Origin of the sequence: Rhizobacter terrae, assembly GCF_003852895.1 — a bacterium.
Classification (GTDB): Bacteria; Pseudomonadota; Gammaproteobacteria; order Burkholderiales; family Burkholderiaceae_C; genus Albitalea; species Albitalea terrae.
In genome coordinates this window covers 47,650-65,649 of record NZ_QUSW01000011.1, presented here as the reverse complement: position 1 = coordinate 65,649, position 18,000 = coordinate 47,650, and the positions used below count along the sequence as shown (strand labels likewise).

Genomic DNA, 18,000 nt, shown 5'->3' with positions numbered 1-18,000 from the left:
TGGCTCGTGCCCACCGGCACCAGCCGCGCACGCAAAGACTCGATCTCCAGCCGGGCCGGGGGCGGAATCCGATACCTTTTGTCTCGATGACGCGCAGATCGCCCAGCGGTGATTCACGATCGACGCAACAGAGCCCCCCACCACGCAGCAAGGATTAGCCGATGCACGGGGAAACGCGCTCCTAGAATCTGCCGCCTTGCATGGGACAAGCGGAGAAGAACTTCAATGAAGCGCCGTCTATGGGTCCAGTCTGCCGCTGCCGCCTGCATCGCCAGCCCCAGCTTTTGGGCGCGGGCGCAGCCCGGTTCCGCCGGCAAGAAGATCGTTCTCGGACAGTCCGCGGCCTTCAGTGGCCCGGCCAGCGCCCTGGGAGAGAAGTTCAAGCAGGGCGCCATGCTCCAGTTCGACAAGGCCAACGCCCATGGCGGCGTGGGCGGCCGGCTCATCGAGCTCAAGAGCCTGGACGATGGCTATGAACCGGACCGGTGCGCGGCCAACACCAAGGCATTCATCGAGCAGGGCGTGAGCGCCCTGTTCGGCTACATCGGCACGCCCACGAGCCTCGCCGCCCTGCCCCTGGCCACCGCCGCCAAGCTGCCCTTCATCGCACCGTTCACAGGCGCGGAGGCCTTGCGCACACCGTTCAACCGGCAGGTCTTCCACGTCCGCGCGTCCTACTTCGACGAGACCGCCGAGATCGTGAAGCAGCTGCTGGCCGTGGGCATCAAGCGCATCGCCGTCTTCCATCAGAACGACAGCTATGGCAAGGCGGGCCTGGAAGGCGTCACCCGTGCGCTGAAGCCGCACGACCTCGCACCGACGGGGCTGGGCACCGTCGAGCGCAACACCACGGCCATCGAGGCGGCCGTGGCGTCCATCATGGCCAGCAAGCCCGATGCGATCGTGCAGATCAGTGCGTACAAGTCGTGCGCCGCGTTCATCCGTGCCGCCCGCAAGGCTGGGTTCGGAGGCACCTTCTACAACGTGTCCTTCGTCGGAACGCAGGCATTGGCCCAGGAACTCGGCGCCGACGCACGCGGCGTGGTGGTCAGCCAGGTGATGCCGTTTCCCTTCACGCCCGTGACCATCCTGTCTGGCGAATACCTGGCCGCCGGGCATGCCGCCCAAGGCGACAAGTTCGAGCCCAACTACAGCAGCATGGAAGGCTACGTGGCCGCGAAGGTGCTGCTGGAAGCCCTGCACCGCGGCGGCCAGGGGTCCGATGCGTTGATCCAAGGCCTGGAGGCGATGCACGACTTCAACGCCGGGGGCTTCTTCGTGGACTTCAATCCGCAGAAGCACACCGGATCGAAGTTCGTCGAACTCACGATCCTGCAGGAAGACGGCCGGGTCCGCCGCTGAGGCGACTGCGCGGGCTCACACGTCCGCGCCCGCCAGCCTCTCCATCAGGAACTCCACCGCCACCCGCACCTTCGGGATGCGGTAGCGCGTCTGCAGGTACAGCAGGTAGATGCCCGCCTCGCCGCCGCGGTTGACGGACACCGGCTGGTCCATCGTGACCTGGACCAGCTCGCCGCGGTCGAGATAGGGCTTCAGCCCCCATTCGGACAGCAGCACGATGCCGCGGTGCCTGCGCGCCATGGCGATCAGGCTGGCGCCATCGTTGCTGATGAAGGCGGGCGCGATGGAGACCTCGTGCCAGCCGTCCTCGTCCAGCCCCTGCCACTTGATGACCGCATTGGGGCCTCGGTACATCAGCGCACGGTGGGCCTGCAGGTCGTCCAGCGTCCGCGGCGTGCCCTTCTCGGCCAGGTACTGCGGCGAGGCCGCGAGGATGAACCGGTTCGGGTCGAGCTTGCGCGCCACCACCCGGTCCTGCGGCTGGCGGCCGCCGCGGATGGCGATGTCGACCTGGTCGCGGCCCAGGTCCACCAGCGCGTCGCTCAGGTGCACGTCCAGCACGATGTCCGGGTAGCGTTCGCTGAAGTCCTGCAGCGCCGGCATCAGCAGCAGCTGGCCGTAGCTGGGCATGGTGCTGATGCGCAGGGTGCCGCCCGGCGTGCTGCTGCGCTGGCCCACCAGTTCCTCGGCGTCGTCCAACTGGGCGAGGCCCGCGCGCACCTGCTCCAGGTACAGCGCGCCGATCTCGGTGAGCCGCACCGTGCGCGTCGTGCGGTGCAGCAGCTCCACGCCCAGCTCGGTCTCCAAGTCCGAGATGCGCCGCGAGATGGACGACGCCGGGACGTTGAATGCCCGGGCAGCCCGGGAGAAGCTCAGGGTGTCGGCCACCTTGAGCAGGTATTGCATGGCGCGCAGCTTGTCCATGGGCGAGCCTCCGTCCGCGGTTGATCTTTGCCGTTCAGGCAAAAGATTTTGCGCAATACGACGGATTCCGTCTTGACTGAGTTTTCCCTAGCATCCCTCCATCGCAAGCCAACCGCCGGCAACGGCCACCCGCCATGACCACCATGCTCAAAGCCCAGTACACCGAACGCGGCCCCGTGCCGCAGGCCGTCATCCAGGCCGTGCCCTTCGACCGCCCCGTGCTCGCACCGGGCCAGGCGCTGGTGGCCGTGCTGGCCGCACCCATCAACCCGAGCGACGTGCTGACGCTCACCGGGCAATACGGCATGCTGCCGCCCCTGCCTGCGGTGGGCGGCAGCGAGGGTGTGGGACGCGTGGTCGAACTCGGCCCGGACACGCAAGGCCCCGCCGTGGGACAGACGGTGCTGCTGCCGGCCGGCTGCGGCACCTGGGCCACGCACGTGGTGGTGCCCGCGGCGCGCCTCCTGCCGCTGCCTGCCGGCGCAGATCCGAAGCAGCTGGCCATGCTCACCGTGAACCCGCCCACCGCCTCGCTGCTGCTCAGCGACTTTGCCGACCTGCAGCCGGGCGACTGGGTCATCCAGAACGGCGCGAACTCCGGCGTGGGCAGCTACGTGGTGCAGCTCGCCAAGCTGCGCGGCTTCAAGACGGTGAGCATCGTGCGCCGCGAGTCGGCCGTGGCCGGCGTCAAGGCGCAAGGCGGCGACGTCGTGCTGGTCGATGGCGATGACCTCGCCGAACGCGTGAAGGCCGCCACTGGCGGTGCGGCCATCAAGCTGGGCATCGATGCCGTGGGCGGCAAGGCCACGATGCGGCTGGCCGCCACGCTGGCCGAGAGCGCTGCCATCGTCAACTACGGCGCGCTCAGCGGCGAGCCGTGCATCGTGTCGCCGCGCGAGCTGGTGTTCCGCGACGTGACGCTCAAGGGCTTCTGGCTGGCGCGCTGGTTCCGCACCACGCCGCAGCCCAAGCAGCTCGCGCTGCTCACGGAGCTGGCGGGCCTGATCGCCACGGGCAAGCTGAGCACGCCGATCCAGGCGACGTATGACGTGAGCCAGATCAAGGAAGCGGTGGCCGCTGCCGCAGCAGGCGAGCGCCAGGGCAAGATCCTCATCGTGCCGACCGAAGGCTGAGCGGCGGCCAGGGTCGCCTTCGGAGGCGGTATCGTCGCGGGTCCGCGGATTCGCGAACCCGCCCCGAAGGAGAGCCCCATGAAATCACGTGCCGCCGTCGCCTTCGAGGCCGGCAAGCCGCTGCAGGTCGTCGAGATCGACGTGGCACCGCCGCGCCAAGGCGAGGTGCTGCTGCGCATCACCCACACCGGCGTGTGCCACACCGACGCCTTCACGCTCAGCGGCGACGATCCGGAAGGGCTCTTCCCCGTGGTGCTCGGCCACGAAGGTGCGGGTGTCGTCGTCGAGGTCGGTGAGGGCGTGACGAGCGTGAAGCCGGGTGACCACGTCATTCCGCTGTACACGGCCGAGTGCGGTCAATGCCTCTTCTGCAAGTCCGGCAAGACCAACCTGTGCGTGGCCGTTCGCGCCACCCAGGGCAAGGGCGTGATGCCCGACGGCACGACGCGCTTCTCCTGCAACGGGCAGCCGGTCCACCACTACATGGGCTGCTCGACCTTCAGCGAGTACACCGTGGTGGCCGAGGTGTCGCTCGCGAAGATCAACCCCGAGGCCAACCCCGAGCAGGTGTGCCTGCTGGGCTGCGGCGTCACCACCGGACTGGGTGCGGTGAAGAACACGGCGAAGGTGCAGGCCGGCGACACGGTGGCAGTGTTCGGCCTGGGCGGCATTGGCCTGGCGGTGATCCATGGCGCGCAACTGGCGCAGGCCGGGCGCATCATCGCCATCGACACCAATCCGACGAAGTTCGAGCTGGCGCGCACCTTCGGCGCCACCGACTGCATCAACCCCGAGGACCACGACAAGCCCATCCAGCAGGTGGTCGTGGAGATGACCGGCTGGGGCGTGGACCATTCCTTCGAGTGCATCGGCAACGTGGGCGTGATGCGCGCCGCGCTGGAGTGCGCGCACCGCGGCTGGGGCCAGTCCATCATCATCGGCGTGGCCGGCGCGGGGCAGGAGATCTCCACCCGCCCCTTCCAGCTCGTGACCGGACGCACCTGGAAGGGCACCGCGTTCGGCGGCGTGAAGGGCCGGTCTCAGCTCCCGGGCATGGTCGAGGATGCGATGCAGGGCCGCATACGCCTCGCGCCGTTCGTGACGCAAACGATGCCGCTCGCCGACATCAACCAGGCCTTCGACCTGATGCATAAGGGCAAGTCCATCCGCTCGGTCGTGCACTACTGACCTGGCGATGGAACGCGTCGAGCAACACGCCAGCTTCGGCGGCCGCCAGGAGGTGTGGCGGCATGAGTCCCGCACCCTGGGCTGCACCATGAAGGTCGGCATCTACCTGCCGCCCGCGGCGCTTCGCGGCGAGCGCTGCCCGGTGGTGTACTGGCTGTCGGGCCTCACCTGCACGGAGCAGAACTTCATCACCAAGGCCGGCGCGCAGCAGCATGCGGCGCAGCACGGGTTGATCGTGGTGGTGCCTGACACCAGCCCGCGTGGAGACGGCGTGGCCGACGATCCCTCCTACGACCTGGGCCAGGGCGCCGGGTTCTACCTGAACGCCACGCAAGCCCCCTGGGCAGCGCACTTCCGCATGGAAGACTACGTGGTGCATGAGCTCTCGGCGTGGGTGGAGCAGCACTTCCCCACCAATGCACGTCGAAGCATCTTCGGCCATTCGATGGGAGGGCATGGCGCGCTGACCCTGGCGCTGCGCCACCCGGGCCGCTATGCCAGCGTGTCCGCCTTCTCGCCCATCGTGGCGCCGAGCCAGGTGCCTTGGGGCCGCAAGGCATTCGCGGCGTATCTTGGGGAAGACCAAGGCGCCTGGGCGGCGCACGATGCGGTGTCGCTGATTGCGACGGCATCCGAACGCCTGCCCTTGCTGGTGGACCAGGGCGAGGCCGATGAATTCCTGGCCACCCAGTTGAAGCCCGAATTGCTTCAGGCGGCTTGCGATGCGGTGGGACATCCGCTCACGCTGCGCATGCACCCCGGGCATGACCACAGCTACTACTTCATCGCGAGCTTCATTGGGGAGCACCTTGCTTTCCATGCGGATGCGTTGAAGGCCAGGGCGTGACACGCCGCTGACACACAGCCGCGCCAAGCTCCCGCGCTCATCCAGCAGCCGGGAGTCCCCTTCATGATGTCGAGACTGACCACCTTGGCGGCAAGCGCGTTCGTGTTCGCCTTGTCCGCATCCGCCGCCAATGCGCAGAGCCAGTTCCGGCACTGGCCCCACGGCTCCGAAATTCGCCACGTGCTGCTGATCAGCATCGACGGCATGCATGCGCTGGACCTGGAGCGTCAGGTCCAGTTGCATCCGGAGTCGGCGCTGGCTGAATTGAGCCGGCACGGCGTGCGCTACACCGCAGCGTCGTCGTCCAGGCCGTCGGACTCATTCCCCGGCCTGCTCGCGATGGTCACCGGCGGCTCGCCCGCCTCCACCGGTGTGTTCTACGACGACAGCTACGACCGCGGCTTCTTCCCGCCGGGCACCACCAACTGCAGCGGCGCGCCGGGTGCCGAAGTGGTGTTCGACGAGAGCATCGACGACGCGACACACCTGGCCATCAACCCCGCGCTGCTGCCCATCGGCCCGGACTGCAAGCCGGTCTATCCGCACCAGTTCCTGAAGGTCAACACCGTGTTCGAGGTCGTCAAGCGCAGCGGCCGGCGCACCGCCTGGGCCGACAAGCACCCAGCCTACGAACTGGTGAACGGCCCCTCCGGCAAGGGCGTGGACGATCTCTACACGCCGGAAATCACGATCGTGGATGGGGCCGATGCGACGACCAGCGTCGTCACCACGGCGGACAACGACGCGCTGAAGGTCGAAGCCGTCATCAACCAGCTCAAGGGGCGCGAGCACACCGGCACGCGCTACGTGGGCGTGCCCGCGGTGCTCGGCATGAACTTCCAGGCAGTGAGCGTTGGGCAGAAGCTCGCGATGGATGCGCTCAAGGCGCAAGCCGGCGGCTACAAGGATGCCGACGGCACGCCGTCCGCCGTGCTCGCCTACGGGCTGGAGCGCACCGACGCAGCACTCGCCCGCATGATCGCCACGCTCAAGTCGACCGGCCTCTACGACTCGACACTCGTCATCGTGAGCGCCAAGCACGGCCAGTCGCCCATCGACCCTGCACGCTCGTCCAAGCCGGGCAAGCTGTCGCAAAAGCTCGCCGCCACGCCGCTGGCCTCTGCCATCGCGCAAGTCACCGAAGACGACGTGGCGCTGATCTGGTTGAAGGATTCATCCAAGACGAAGGCCGTCGCCGATCTGCTGCGGGCCAACCAATCGGCGTGGAACATCCAGGACGTGCTGTCGGGTCCGACCCTCACGCTGCGCTTCAACGATCCGGCACGCGACACGCGCACGCCGGACATCATCGTGCTGCCGAACCCCGGCACCATCTTCACCTCATCGGGCAAGAAGATCGCGGAGCACGGCGGGTTCAGCGACGCGGACACCAACGTCGCCTTGCTGGTGTCCAACCCGGGCCTGCCCGTGCGGGTGATCAAGTCCGCGGTGCAGACGACGCAGATCGCGCCCACCATTCTCGAAGCGCTGGGGTTGGAACCGCGCGAGCTGACGGCGGTGCGGCGCGAACACACGACCGTGTTGCCGGGCCTGCGCCTGGACGACGCGGAGTGACCCGCCCACCTCAATTCAAGCTGGCCCGGTTCTGCCGGGCCAGGTAGCTGCAGTATTTGCTGTTGCCGCCTGGCGATCCGTACACGCGAAGTGCTTTCACGTGGCGGTCGCCAAGCGCCACCTCATCGAGCATTGCGCGTTCGATCTCATCAATGGCGCGATGCGGCGCGGTGAAATCGGAGCTGCCTTTTTCGAGCGCGAGAGTCCAGGCATGCGTGTCCAGGCCGAGAGTGGTCTCGGCCATGAAGCGCAGCCTCTTCAGCGAGTCGGCATCGTCAATCGAAGACGCCAACGCCAGTCCGCGCAGGCGAGAACCGGGCAGCAGCCTGTCCCGCTTGGATTCGAGCTGCCGGGTGTTGATCGCGTCGGACAAATCAGAGAATTCCCGCAAGCGCTGCCTGATCGCAGCACGGAGGTCGTCAGGGAAGAACTCTTCCATGTCGATGCAATCACGGCTGGCAGCGGCCAGCAACGCGTACCTGTGTGTCGCAAACGCCTCCTGCCGCACGATCTCCGCGGCGATGCTCTGCGCATTGAGTCGGTTCAGGAACACCGACAACTCCTCGTTGGGGCTTTCGACCTGAACGGCGTCGTACTTCTCGCGGGCCGTGGGGCTGAATCGGTAGCGATAGGCAAATGCCTGGACGCCCATCAGGTGGCGGTAGCGCGGATGCGCGGGTTGCTGCCGAAGGAAGCCTTCGAAGCCCTCGATCTCCGCAGCAGATGGGCGCTCCTGATGCACCTCACCATAGGCGCCGGGCCACAGCGGGTAGGTGTCCCAGACCGGTCGGGAAACCTTTCCATGACATCCCACGCATTTTTCTGGATTGATGGCGGAAAACTCCGCGCTGCTCTCGCCATCAGGTGACGCTCGAAAGGTCAGTTCCTGCAGGGCGAACTGCCGGGCGGAGGGGTCGAACTCCAGCATCTCGACCGACTCGACCCCCCGGTCCTGGGCGTTTCCATTGAACGTCAGGATGAACTGGGCGTCAGCACCGTACAGGATGACCCGAGGATTCTCGAAGCTCGCCCCTTGAAGGCTTCGGCTCGCGAACACAAGGGTGAAGCGGGACCGGTACTGCGTCGGCAGTTGCGACAGCAGTTCCTCGACGGAGCTGACCTTCCGCTCAGTGACCAACTGATGAATGGCGGACAGGCCAAGAGGAGCGTCCGAGCAAAGCGCGGACTGCCACAGGCCTACGAGCAGGAGCAGGGACAAGATGCGGCAGGTCGCAGCCGGCATGGTGCTGACTCGCTTCGTCCAAGCGCTTCCTGGTCGCATGGGTCACCTCCCGCAAAGGATCATGAGTCAGGGCTCAGGACTCGGACTCCCTGCCCAGTGCGTTGCTCCGGGAATTCGCAAACTTTGCAAACTTGCAAATACTGCTTCGCAACTCTTCGCCTTGCCAAGTATTGTGCCCAGCATATCGGAAAGCGAAGATTGCAAACACACAGCCTGGAGACCCTGATGACCGACGCTGCCGCAACGAACTTCAAGCCCAAAAAATCCGTGGCGCTGTCCGGCGTCACAGCGGGCAATACCGCGCTGTGCACGGTGGGGCGCACCGGCAACGACCTGCACTACCGCGGCTACGACATCCTCGACATCGCTGAAGTCTGCGAGTTCGAGGAGATCGCACACTTGCTGGTGCACGGGAAGCTGCCCACGCACGCGGAACTCAAGGCCTACAAGTCCAGGCTGAAGGCCATGCGCGGGCTTCCGGCCAGTGTGAAGGAGGCCCTCGAAAGACTTCCGGCCAGCGCTCATCCGATGGATGTGATGCGCACCGGCGTGTCAGCCATGGGCTGCATCCTGCCCGAGAAGGACGATCACAACCTGCCGGGCGCACGCGACATCGCCGACCGACTGATGGCTTCACTCGGCTCCGTGCTGCTGTACTGGTACCACTGGAGCACGCAGGGCAAGCGGATCGAGGTGGAAACCGACGACGACTCCATCGGCGGCCATTTCCTTCACCTGCTGCACGGCACCAGGCCCTGCGCCACCTGGGTGCATGCGATGCACACGTCGCTGAACCTGTACGCCGAGCATGAGTTCAACGCCAGCACCTTCACGGCACGCGTGATTGCCGGGACCGGCAGCGACATGTACTCGGCCATCTCGGGCGCCATCGGCGCGCTGCGCGGACCCAAGCACGGCGGCGCCAACGAGGTGGCCTTCGAGACCCAGAAGCGCTACGACAACCCCAACGAGGCTGAGGCTGACATTCGCCGCCGCGTCGAGGCGAAAGAGGTGGTGATCGGCTTCGGCCACCCGGTCTACACCGTCAGTGACCCGCGCAACGTCGTCATCAAGGGCGTGGCCAGGCGCTTGTCCGAAGAGGCGGGGTCGACCAAGATGTTCGACATCGCCGAGCGGCTCGAAAAGGTGATGTGGGATGCCAAGAAGATGTTTCCGAACCTCGACTGGTTCAGCGCCGTGAGCTATCACATGATGGGTGTTCCGACAGCGATGTTCACGCCTCTGTTCGTCATTGCACGCACCAGCGGCTGGGCAGCGCATGTGATCGAGCAGCGCATCGACAACAAGATCATCCGGCCGAGCGCGAACTACACCGGTCCGGAAGACTTGAAGTTCGTTCCCATCCAGGAACGCACCTGAACCGTGTGGCCGCTCGACAGGCGCATTGACTCCGATGAATACGCTCCACCGCAAGAACCTGCCCGGCACCGCACTGGACTACTACGACGCCCGCGCTGCCGTCGATGCCATCCGCCCCGGCGCATGGGACACGCTGCCCTACACGGCCCGGGTGCATGCAGAGAACATCGTCCGCCGGGCGGATCCTCAACGCATCCAGGCCTACCTCAGGCAACTGATCGAGCGCTGCCGCGATCTCGACTTCCCGTGGTTTCCTGCACGCGTGGTCTGCCACGACATCCTCGGCCAGACCGCCCTGGTGGATCTGGCCGGCCTGCGCGATGCCATCGCGGCGGCAGGTGGTGATCCGGCCCAGGTGAATCCCGTCGTGCCGGTGCAGCTCATCGTGGACCACTCGCTCGCGGTGGAGTGCGGCGGCTTCGATCCGCAGGCCTTCTCGAAGAACCGCGCGATCGAGGATCGGCGCAATGAAGACAGGTTCCACTTCATCGACTGGACCCAGCGGGCGTTCAAGAACGTCGACGTGATCCCGCCGGGCAACGGCATCATGCATCAGATCAACCTGGAGAAAATGTCCCCGGTGATCCATGCGTGCGATGGCGTGGCGTTCCCGGACACCTGCGTGGGCACCGACAGCCACACGCCGCATGTCGATGCCCTGGGCGTGATCGCCATCGGCGTGGGCGGACTGGAAGCGGAAAACGTCATGCTGGGCCGTGCCTCGTGGATGCGCGTGCCCGACATCGTGGGCGTCGAGCTTCATGGGCGCCCTGGGCCTGGCATCACCGCCACCGACGTGGTGCTGTCCTTGACCGAGTTCCTGCGCAAGGAGAAGGTCGTCGGCGCCTACCTCGAATTCTTCGGTGAGGGCGCCGCGGCATTGACCATCGGCGACCGCGCCACCATTGCCAACATGTGTCCGGAATACGGCGCGACCGCAGCGCTCTTCTTCATCGACGAGCAGACCCTGAGCTACCTGCGCCTCACCGGCCGCGATGATGCGCAGGTCCAGCTGGTCGAAACCTATGCCAGGACGGCCGGCCTGTGGGCCACCGACCTGAAGACAGCGCAGTACGAGCGCTTGCTGCGGTTCGACTTGTCTTCGGTGGTGCGCAGCGTGGCGGGGCCATCCAATCCACACCGGCGCGTGCCGACCTCCAGCCTTGCCCAGCAAGGCATCGCGCAAGGGCTGGACACGGCTCTGGCGCAAGAAGCCGCGGGCCTGCTGCCGGACGGCGCGGTCATCATTGCCGCCATCACCAGTTGCACCAACACCAGCAACCCGCGCAACGTCATTGCCGCGGGCCTGCTGGCCCGCAACGCCAATGCGCGCGGACTGGTGCGCAAGCCCTGGGTCAAAAGCTCGCTGGCGCCCGGCTCGCGTGCGGTGGAGCTGTACCTCCAGGAGGCCGGCCTGCTCGCTGAACTGGAGAAGCTGGGCTTCGGCATCGTCGCCTTCGCCTGCACCACCTGCAACGGCATGAGCGGCGCGCTGGACCCGAAGATCCAGCAGGAAATCACCGAGCGCGACCTGTACGCAATCGCCGTCCTCTCGGGGAACCGCAACTTCGACGGCCGCATCCACCCGCATGCCAAGCAGGCGTTCCTCGCCTCCCCGCCCCTGGTCATCGCCTACGCCATCGCCGGCACCATTCGCTTCGACATCGAAAAGGACGTCCTGGGAACCGATCTCCATGGCCGGCCCGTTCGCCTGAGCGACATCTGGCCGAGCGACGAGGAGATCGACGCTGTCGTGCGCGAGAGCGTGCGGCCGAGCCAGTTCCGCCAGGTCTATGAGCCCATGTTCAAGCTCACGCCGCACACGGGGGATGCGGCATCGCCTCTGTACGACTGGCGCGAGCGAAGCACCTACATCCGCCGTCCGCCGTATTGGGATCGCAAGGGCGTGGGCGCACTGGCCGCCAGCCCGCGAACGCTGACCGGCATGCGTGCGCTGGCTGTGCTGCCGGACAACATCACCACCGATCACCTGTCGCCGTCCAACGCCATCCTGCCGGACAGCGCGGCAGGCGAATACCTTGAGAAGATGGGCGTGCCGGAGGAAGACTTCAACTCGTATGCCACGCACCGCGGTGATCACCTGACGGCCATGCGGGCCACCTTCGCCAACCCCCAGCTGGTCAACGAGATGGCCGTGGTGAACGGCGTGCAGAAGAAGGGCTCGCTCGCTCGCGTCGAACCCGAGGGACGCATCACGCGCATGTGGGAAGCCATCGAGACCTACCTGGAGCGTCGGCAGCCGCTGGTCATCATCGCCGGGGCCGACTACGGACAGGGCAGCTCGCGCGACTGGGCCGCCAAGGGAGTGCGGCTGGCCGGCGTCGAGGCCATCGTCGCGGAAGGGTTCGAGCGCATCCATCGCACCAACCTGATCGGAATGGGCGTGTTGCCGCTGGAGTTCCTGCCAGGCATGACGCGCAAGATACTTCGCATCGACGGGACCGAAACGTACGACGTGATCGGCGAATGCCGGCCGCGGGCGACACTGGCCCTGGCCATCCACCGCCGCGATGGCACCATCGTGGAAGTGCCGGTGTTGTGCAGGTTGGACTCCGACGAGGAGGCTTCCATCTACGAAGCTGGCGGTGTGTTGCAACGCTTCGCCCAGGACTTCCTGGCGTCCGCGCCCAAGGTGCCCGCATGAGCATGGCTTCTCAAATCAAGGTCCCCGCCGCCTACATGCGCGGCGGCACGAGCAAGGGCGTGTTCTTCCGCCTGCAGGACCTGCCTGAAGCGGCACAACGGCCCGGGCCGTCCCGGGACAGGTTCTTGCTGCGGGTGATCGGCAGCCCCGACCCGTATGGCAAGCAGATCGACGGCATGGGCGCCGCCAGCTCCTCCACCTCCAAGGCCGTGATCCTGTCGTCCTCGGCACGGGCTGACCATGATGTGGACTACCTCTTCGGCCAGGTCTCCATCGACAGTGCCTTCGTCGACTGGTCGGGCAACTGCGGCAACCTCTCGGCGGCCGTGGGGCCGTTCGCCATCGCCAACGGCCTGGTGCCTGCGTCGCGTATCCCTGCCGACGGCTTGTGCACGGTTCGCATCTGGCAGGCGAACATCGGCAAGACCATCCTGGCGCACGTGCCGATCGTCAATGCACAGGTGCAGGAGACCGGCGACTTCGAGCTCGACGGCGTGACGTTTCCGGCCGCGGAGGTGCAGTTGGAGTTTGTCGACCCGGCCGACGAAGGCGACGCCGGCGGCGGCAGCGCCATGTTCCCGACAGGCCATCTCGTCGACGACCTGGACGTGCCCGGTGTCGGCAGGCTCCAGGCCACCCTGATCAACGCCGGGATTCCCACCATCTTCGTCAATGCAGCCGACGTCGGCTGCACCGGCACGGAGTTGCAGGATGCCATCAACGGCGATGCCAAGGCGCTGGCGATGTTCGAGGCGATCCGGGCACACGGCGCCGTGCGGATGGGGCTGATCGACGAACTTGGCCAAGCGTCCAGCCGCCAGCACACGCCCAAGGTGGCCTTCGTCGCCGGGCCGAGCGGCTATCTGGCCTCCAGCGGCAAGCGAGTCGAGGCCGAGGATGTGGACCTGCTGGTTCGTGCACTGTCGATGGGCAAGCTCCACCACGCAATGATGGGCACCGCGGCCGTGGCCATCGGCACGGCCGCGGCCATTCCCGGCACGCTGGTCAACCTGGCGGCGGGCGGCGGCGAACGGCAGACTGTGCGCTTCGGCCACCCGTCCGGCACGTTGCGGGTGGGCGCGCAGGCCCGCTTGGTCAATGGTCAATGGACCGTCACCAAGGCCATCATGAGCCGCAGCGCGCGGGTGCTGATGGAAGGCTGGGTGCGTGTGCCCGCCGACAGTTTCTGAAGCATCCCGTCGGACCCACAACGCAGACTCTGGAGCGATCCACCATGTCCACCCGACAACAACTCAAGGCACTGGCCGAGGCGCGTCGCGGCGTCATCGTGCCCGGAGCATTCAATGCGCTTTCCGCCAAGGTCATCGAGGATCTCGGGTATGACGCGATCTACGTGACCGGAGCCGGCGTCACCAACATGTGGTTCGCCCTGCCGGACCAGGGGTTCATGGGCCTGCATGAGATCGCCGACCACACGGCACGCATCCGCGATGCGGTGAAGCTGCCGCTGATCGTCGACGCCGACACCGGCTTCGGCAACGCGCTCAACGTGGTCCACTCGGTCCGCGTGCTGGAACGAGCGGGCGCCGATTGCATCCAGCTCGAAGACCAGGTCGCGCCCAAGCGCTGCGGCCACTTCGCCGGCAAGGACGTCATCCCGCTGGCCGAGGCCGTCGACAAGATCAAGGCGGCGGTGGATGCGCGACGCGACACCAACCTGCTCGTCATGGCGCGCACCGATGCCGCTGCGACCCAGGGTTTCGAGGCCGCCATCGAACGCGCGCAGCGCTTTTCCGAGGCCGGCGCAGACATTCTCTTCGTCGAAGCCGTCACGACCGCGGATGAAGTTCGAGCCCTTGCGCAGCGGCTGGCCAAGCCGCAGCTGATGAACATGGTGATCGGCGGGAAGACGCCCATCATCGGCGCCGACGAGCTTGCACAGCTGGGATTCGGATTCGTTCTCTACGCCAACGCCGCCTTGCAAGGCGCGGTGGCGGGCATGCAGCGCGTGTTGCGCTCGCTTCGCGACGACGGCCGCGTGGATGAGGATCCGGCCATCGTCGCGCCCTTTGCGGAGCGGCAGCGGCTTGTGGGCAAGCCGGCATGGGACGAACTGGAGCGGCGCTACGCCACTCATCGCGAAAACTGAACCAACGCTTGGCAGGCCGTGCATTGGAAATCAGGCTGGAGATGCCGGGTGGCCGCTTGGAATTCACTGGCGGTTCACATCGCGCATTCGGTCGGCTTGGGTGGGGAGAACAACGAGGTAGGTCTCTGGTGACCTCCCATCCAGTTGCCAGCTCGCGGTTCAAGGTTCGCTCTGCCAAAGCACGGCGACGCCCACATCAGCGGCGAAGAATCGCCTATGCATATTTCGCATCACGCGGCAGGTAAACAGCATTGGCCGTGCGGGCGGCGCTCTCCTACATTCGCGGCTCATCAGCGAGACAGTCCCCAGGCCCATGACCGCAGACCACGATCATTGCCCGCCAATTGAACACAAATCCATGCCGGACGCTGCGGCCAGCGGATGGGTACGCGCCAAGGCGCAGCCCTCGCTGGCAACGCTGTTGTCGCGGGTTGGCCCTTGGGCCAAGAGCGACGGGTTTGCATCCATGCCTGCGTTCTCTCGCCAACGCGAAGCCTGGAGCGAGCATTCGTGCTTTCAGGATTCAATGCCGGACGCAGAATCGATCCATGCGGCCGACACCATTCCCGCCTTGCGCAAACTCCTGATGGAGGTGCAGCGTCGCCAGACCGAGATGGTCAGTCAGGCCGCCCATGAGTTGCGAACACCGCTGACTGCACAGCGTTGCATCGCCGAGAAGGCCTTGCTCAAAGGTGCCCAGGCAGATCAACTCGAAGGAGCGGTGGTGGCCATGCTCGAAGAGAGCCGCCACATGCAGCACCTGATCGACAGCCTGCTGCTGGTGGCCCAGGCCGATGGGGGCATGCTGGGTACGCCCCGCACCCCGGTCGATGCCTCGCGCGTCGCGGCCGATGCGGTGCAGTCCATCGAACCGCTCGCTGAAGTGCGCGAGCACCCGATCTCTTTGCGGTTGCAAGGACCGCATTTCATCGTGGCCGATCCAGCACTGTTGCGGCAAGCCTTGCTCAATCTCATTCACAACGCCATCACGCACACCCCCAGCGGCACACGCATTCACGTTCTGGTGCAAGGCGAGAACCTGGGCGAAGTGGTGATATCGGTGGTCGACAACGGCCCCGGCATGCCCAAGCAAGAAGCCGGCACGGGCACGCATCGGTACGCGCGGCGCAGCGAAGACCGTGGCACGCACATCTCGCTCGGCCTGGGCCTCATGATTGCCAAGTCGCTCGTGCGCTCGCAAGGCGGCAAGACCCGGATCTTCAGCACTCCGGGGCAGGGAACGGCCATTCGCCTGCACTTCCCAGCCTCGAGCGCTTGCCTGGAACCGGCGCCATCCGCCAACTTGAAACGTCGCAAGGATGACCGCTGAGGACGGGAACAGGCTTGATGGCAAGCGGCACCCAATGCGGGGCAAGAAAAACGCTGGTCACTGGCCGTCGTAACGTCCTAAACTCGTGGGTTTCGGGCACTCGACCACCGTGTGCCGGTTCGACCGAGGCATGAAAGGGTCAGCCACGGCGCCGTACGACGATGAGCTTCTTTCGCCAGCATCCCTCTGGAACTGCACATGGTGACCCGCTTTCGGGTGCCTCGATCGACAGTGCCTGTGTTGCGGCGGTCCGCGAAGGACTCTCTTCCACTGATTTCTGCCGCCATATCCTCGGTGCTGCCAAAGGCGAGCTTCACTCCATCGAGGCATTGGCCACGTACTTTGAGCACGAACCCGAAGGCATCTGCACACCGCTGCGTCCTGAAGACAGCTTTGCCGGGGCGCGGGTGTTCGGGTTGTTCGGTGACGACCTCCCCGGCTACCGCCTGGCCATGGTCACGCTGTTGGCACTGCCCACCTTGCCGCCGAGCATGAACATCGCTGCGCTGAGTCTGCAGCGCTCCGGTGATGCGTCCAATGCGCCGTCGGCAACCCTCGCCAGCCAGGCCACGGCGCACACCCGGACCGGCTCGCTGCGCTCGTTCTACCAGGAGCTGATGCGGCTGCGGTCGGGCGATGGCGCGCTGGCCTCGCTCGGCTACGACAGCGCAAGCCTGCGCGACAAGGTGCTGTCATTCGTTCGCCGCAATGGCAAGGCCCGCGCCCTGGTGGTGCTGAACTATGGCGACGCCGCGTCCGCCTCGCTCACGGACTTGCCGCCTCGCACCACCTTCACCCCCTTGCTGGGCGCCACTTCCGACGTCTTCGTGAGCGATGCTGCCGGCCAACTCGGCCTGCCCATGCCGGCACGCAGCGTGGCGATCTACGCTTGCTGACCGGCACGGGCCGCGCCCGTCGCTATCAGCGGGGCAGGCGCCTGCTGTACTCGGCGTAGAGTCCCATGACCAGCGGCACGTAGTGGCGTGTTTCGTCGTAAGGCGGAATGCGCCGGCCATGCTTGATCACCGCGCCCTCGCCGGCGTTGTAGGCGGCCAGCGCCAGTTCCGTGTCGCCCCCGAACATGACCAACAGGTCCTTCAGGTAGCGCGCGCCCACGTCGATGTTGTTCTGCGGATCGGCCAACCGATGGCGCACGCCGTAGCGTTCGCCGGTGCCGGGCATGATTTGCATCAGTCCCACGGCACCGGCGGGCGAACGCGCGGCAGGGTTGAAGCTCGATTCCACATGCATCACCGCAAGCAGCAAGGCGTCAGGCACGCCATAGGCACGCGAGGCCGCATCCACCAGCTGGCGCAGGCTGGGCGAGGCCAGTGCCGCATAGGCACTGGGCACGGCCGGGCGAGGGTTCAAGGCCGAAGACGACAGGCGCTGGCGCGGCCGCGGCGGTGGCTCCGCCAATGTCATGTGCAACTGGCTGTTCACACCCTCGGGCTCGTTCGAATACGAAGGCAACCCACCCGGAACGGTCGACACGTAGATGTGCGTGGTGGCCTGCGCCGGCAGGCTCAGGCTCAGGCTCAGGACGAGCCCCGAGAAGATCCAGGCCTGCGCGGCCGCGCGCGGTCTCATTGGTACCCCAGCACCAGCCCTTGCAGCAGCCTCGCCCAGCCGTCCAGCATCACGAAGAGCAAGAGCTTGAACGGCACCGAAATGATGGTGGGCGACACCATGGACATGCCCAGGGCCAGCAAGATGTTGGCCACCACCAGGTCGATGATCAGGAACGCCACGAAGAGCACGAAGCCGATGCGAAACGCCTCACCCAGTTCGGTCACGGTGAAGGCAGGAACCAGGACCAGCATGTCGTCTTCCTTCAGGTTGCGCGCGCGCTCCTCGGGCCACAAGCGTGCTGCGGTGCGAAGAAAGAACTTGCGATCACGTGCTTCGGCGTGCTTTTGCAGGAACGCCCGCAGCGGCGTTGCCACCGCGTCGTAACCCACACCGATGTCGTCCACCGTCTTGAACGACGACAGGCCATGCCCCTCGGCGCGAAGCCGGTCGCTCGCCTCCATCACCACCGGCGCCATCACGTAGACCGTCAATACCAGCGCGATGCCGTTGAGCACCATGTTGGGCGGCACCTGCTGCAGGCCCAAGGCCTGGCGAAGCAAGCCCAGCACGATGACGATCTTGGCAAAGCTCGTGACCATCAACGCCACGAACGGCAACAGCGCCAAGGCGCCGATGGCGATGAGGATGGGCAGGTATTCGCTCACGAGCAG

15 protein-coding genes are annotated in these 18,000 nt (G+C 66.2%); 11 read left to right on the top strand and 4 right to left on the bottom strand.

Annotated features, from left to right (window positions below):
• Positions 1-225: 225 nt before the first annotated feature.
• Complete coding sequence (locus tag DZC73_RS28045) at positions 226-1,362, top strand: ABC transporter substrate-binding protein (RefSeq protein WP_124543706.1); 1,137 nt, start codon at positions 226-228, stop codon at positions 1,360-1,362.
• A gap of 15 nt (positions 1,363-1,377) precedes the next feature.
• Here DZC73_RS28045 and DZC73_RS28040 read toward each other — a convergent pair whose 3' ends face one another.
• A complete protein-coding gene (locus DZC73_RS28040; protein ID WP_124543705.1) occupies positions 1,378-2,286 on the bottom strand; it encodes a LysR family transcriptional regulator in 909 nt (302 codons plus the stop codon).
• 134 nt (positions 2,287-2,420) lie between these two features.
• Between DZC73_RS28040 and DZC73_RS28035 the strand changes: the two genes are divergently transcribed.
• From DZC73_RS28035 to DZC73_RS28020, 4 genes are all read left to right on the top strand, one after another.
• A complete protein-coding gene (locus DZC73_RS28035) occupies positions 2,421-3,419 on the top strand; it encodes a zinc-dependent alcohol dehydrogenase family protein (protein WP_198415020.1) in 999 nt (332 codons plus the stop codon).
• A gap of 78 nt (positions 3,420-3,497) precedes the next feature.
• Complete coding sequence (locus DZC73_RS28030; RefSeq protein WP_124543704.1) at positions 3,498-4,607, top strand: S-(hydroxymethyl)glutathione dehydrogenase/class III alcohol dehydrogenase; 1,110 nt, start codon at positions 3,498-3,500, stop codon at positions 4,605-4,607.
• A 7-nt stretch (positions 4,608-4,614) separates the two neighbouring features.
• The gene (fghA, locus tag DZC73_RS28025; protein WP_124543703.1) at positions 4,615-5,454 is read left to right on the top strand and encodes an S-formylglutathione hydrolase; all 840 of its coding nucleotides are present in this window, start codon (positions 4,615-4,617) and stop codon (positions 5,452-5,454) included.
• 63 nt (positions 5,455-5,517) lie between these two features.
• Complete coding sequence (locus tag DZC73_RS28020; RefSeq protein ID WP_235835318.1) at positions 5,518-7,029, top strand: alkaline phosphatase family protein; 1,512 nt, start codon at positions 5,518-5,520, stop codon at positions 7,027-7,029.
• Between the two features lie 10 nt (positions 7,030-7,039).
• On the opposite strand, the gene DZC73_RS28015 is transcribed toward DZC73_RS28020, so the two are convergent.
• Positions 7,040-8,272, bottom strand: a complete 1,233-nt coding sequence (locus tag DZC73_RS28015; RefSeq protein ID WP_124543702.1) for a hypothetical protein — start codon at positions 8,270-8,272, stop codon at positions 7,040-7,042.
• Between the two features lie 225 nt (positions 8,273-8,497).
• Between DZC73_RS28015 and prpC the strand changes: the two genes are divergently transcribed.
• The 6 genes from prpC (at position 8,498) to DZC73_RS27985 (ending at position 16,653) form a co-directional block, all read left to right on the top strand.
• Positions 8,498-9,652 carry a bifunctional 2-methylcitrate synthase/citrate synthase gene (gene prpC / locus DZC73_RS28010; protein WP_124543701.1) on the top strand — a complete coding sequence of 385 codons (1,155 nt, stop codon included), beginning with the start codon at positions 8,498-8,500 and terminating at the stop codon, positions 9,650-9,652.
• 34 nt (positions 9,653-9,686) lie between these two features.
• Positions 9,687-12,317 carry a Fe/S-dependent 2-methylisocitrate dehydratase AcnD gene (gene acnD / locus DZC73_RS28005; RefSeq protein ID WP_124543700.1) on the top strand — a complete coding sequence of 877 codons (2,631 nt, stop codon included), beginning with the start codon at positions 9,687-9,689 and terminating at the stop codon, positions 12,315-12,317.
• Positions 12,314-13,507, top strand: coding sequence for a 2-methylaconitate cis-trans isomerase PrpF (gene prpF / locus DZC73_RS28000; RefSeq protein ID WP_124543699.1), 1,194 nt, complete (start codon positions 12,314-12,316; stop codon positions 13,505-13,507). The genes acnD and prpF overlap by 4 nt, the downstream gene beginning before the upstream one ends.
• 44 nt (positions 13,508-13,551) lie before the next feature.
• The gene (locus tag DZC73_RS27995) at positions 13,552-14,427 is read left to right on the top strand and encodes an isocitrate lyase/PEP mutase family protein (RefSeq protein WP_124543698.1); all 876 of its coding nucleotides are present in this window, start codon (positions 13,552-13,554) and stop codon (positions 14,425-14,427) included.
• A 313-nt stretch (positions 14,428-14,740) separates the two neighbouring features.
• The gene (locus DZC73_RS27990) at positions 14,741-15,757 is read left to right on the top strand and encodes a sensor histidine kinase (RefSeq protein ID WP_124543697.1); all 1,017 of its coding nucleotides are present in this window, start codon (positions 14,741-14,743) and stop codon (positions 15,755-15,757) included.
• A 329-nt stretch (positions 15,758-16,086) separates the two neighbouring features.
• Positions 16,087-16,653 carry a DUF3459 domain-containing protein gene (locus tag DZC73_RS27985; protein WP_124543696.1) on the top strand — a complete coding sequence of 189 codons (567 nt, stop codon included), beginning with the start codon at positions 16,087-16,089 and terminating at the stop codon, positions 16,651-16,653.
• 25 nt (positions 16,654-16,678) lie between these two features.
• Here the strand turns inward: DZC73_RS27985 and DZC73_RS27980 are convergent, their stop codons facing one another.
• Both DZC73_RS27980 and sctR read right to left on the bottom strand, forming a co-directional pair.
• A complete protein-coding gene (locus tag DZC73_RS27980; protein WP_198415018.1) occupies positions 16,679-17,347 on the bottom strand; it encodes a lytic transglycosylase domain-containing protein in 669 nt (222 codons plus the stop codon).
• On the bottom strand, positions 17,344-17,994 hold the full coding sequence (sctR, locus tag DZC73_RS27975) for a type III secretion system export apparatus subunit SctR (protein ID WP_407924134.1): 651 nt from the start codon (positions 17,992-17,994) through the stop codon (positions 17,344-17,346). The genes DZC73_RS27980 and sctR overlap by 4 nt, the downstream gene beginning before the upstream one ends.
• Between the last annotated feature and the right edge of the window lie 6 nt (positions 17,995-18,000).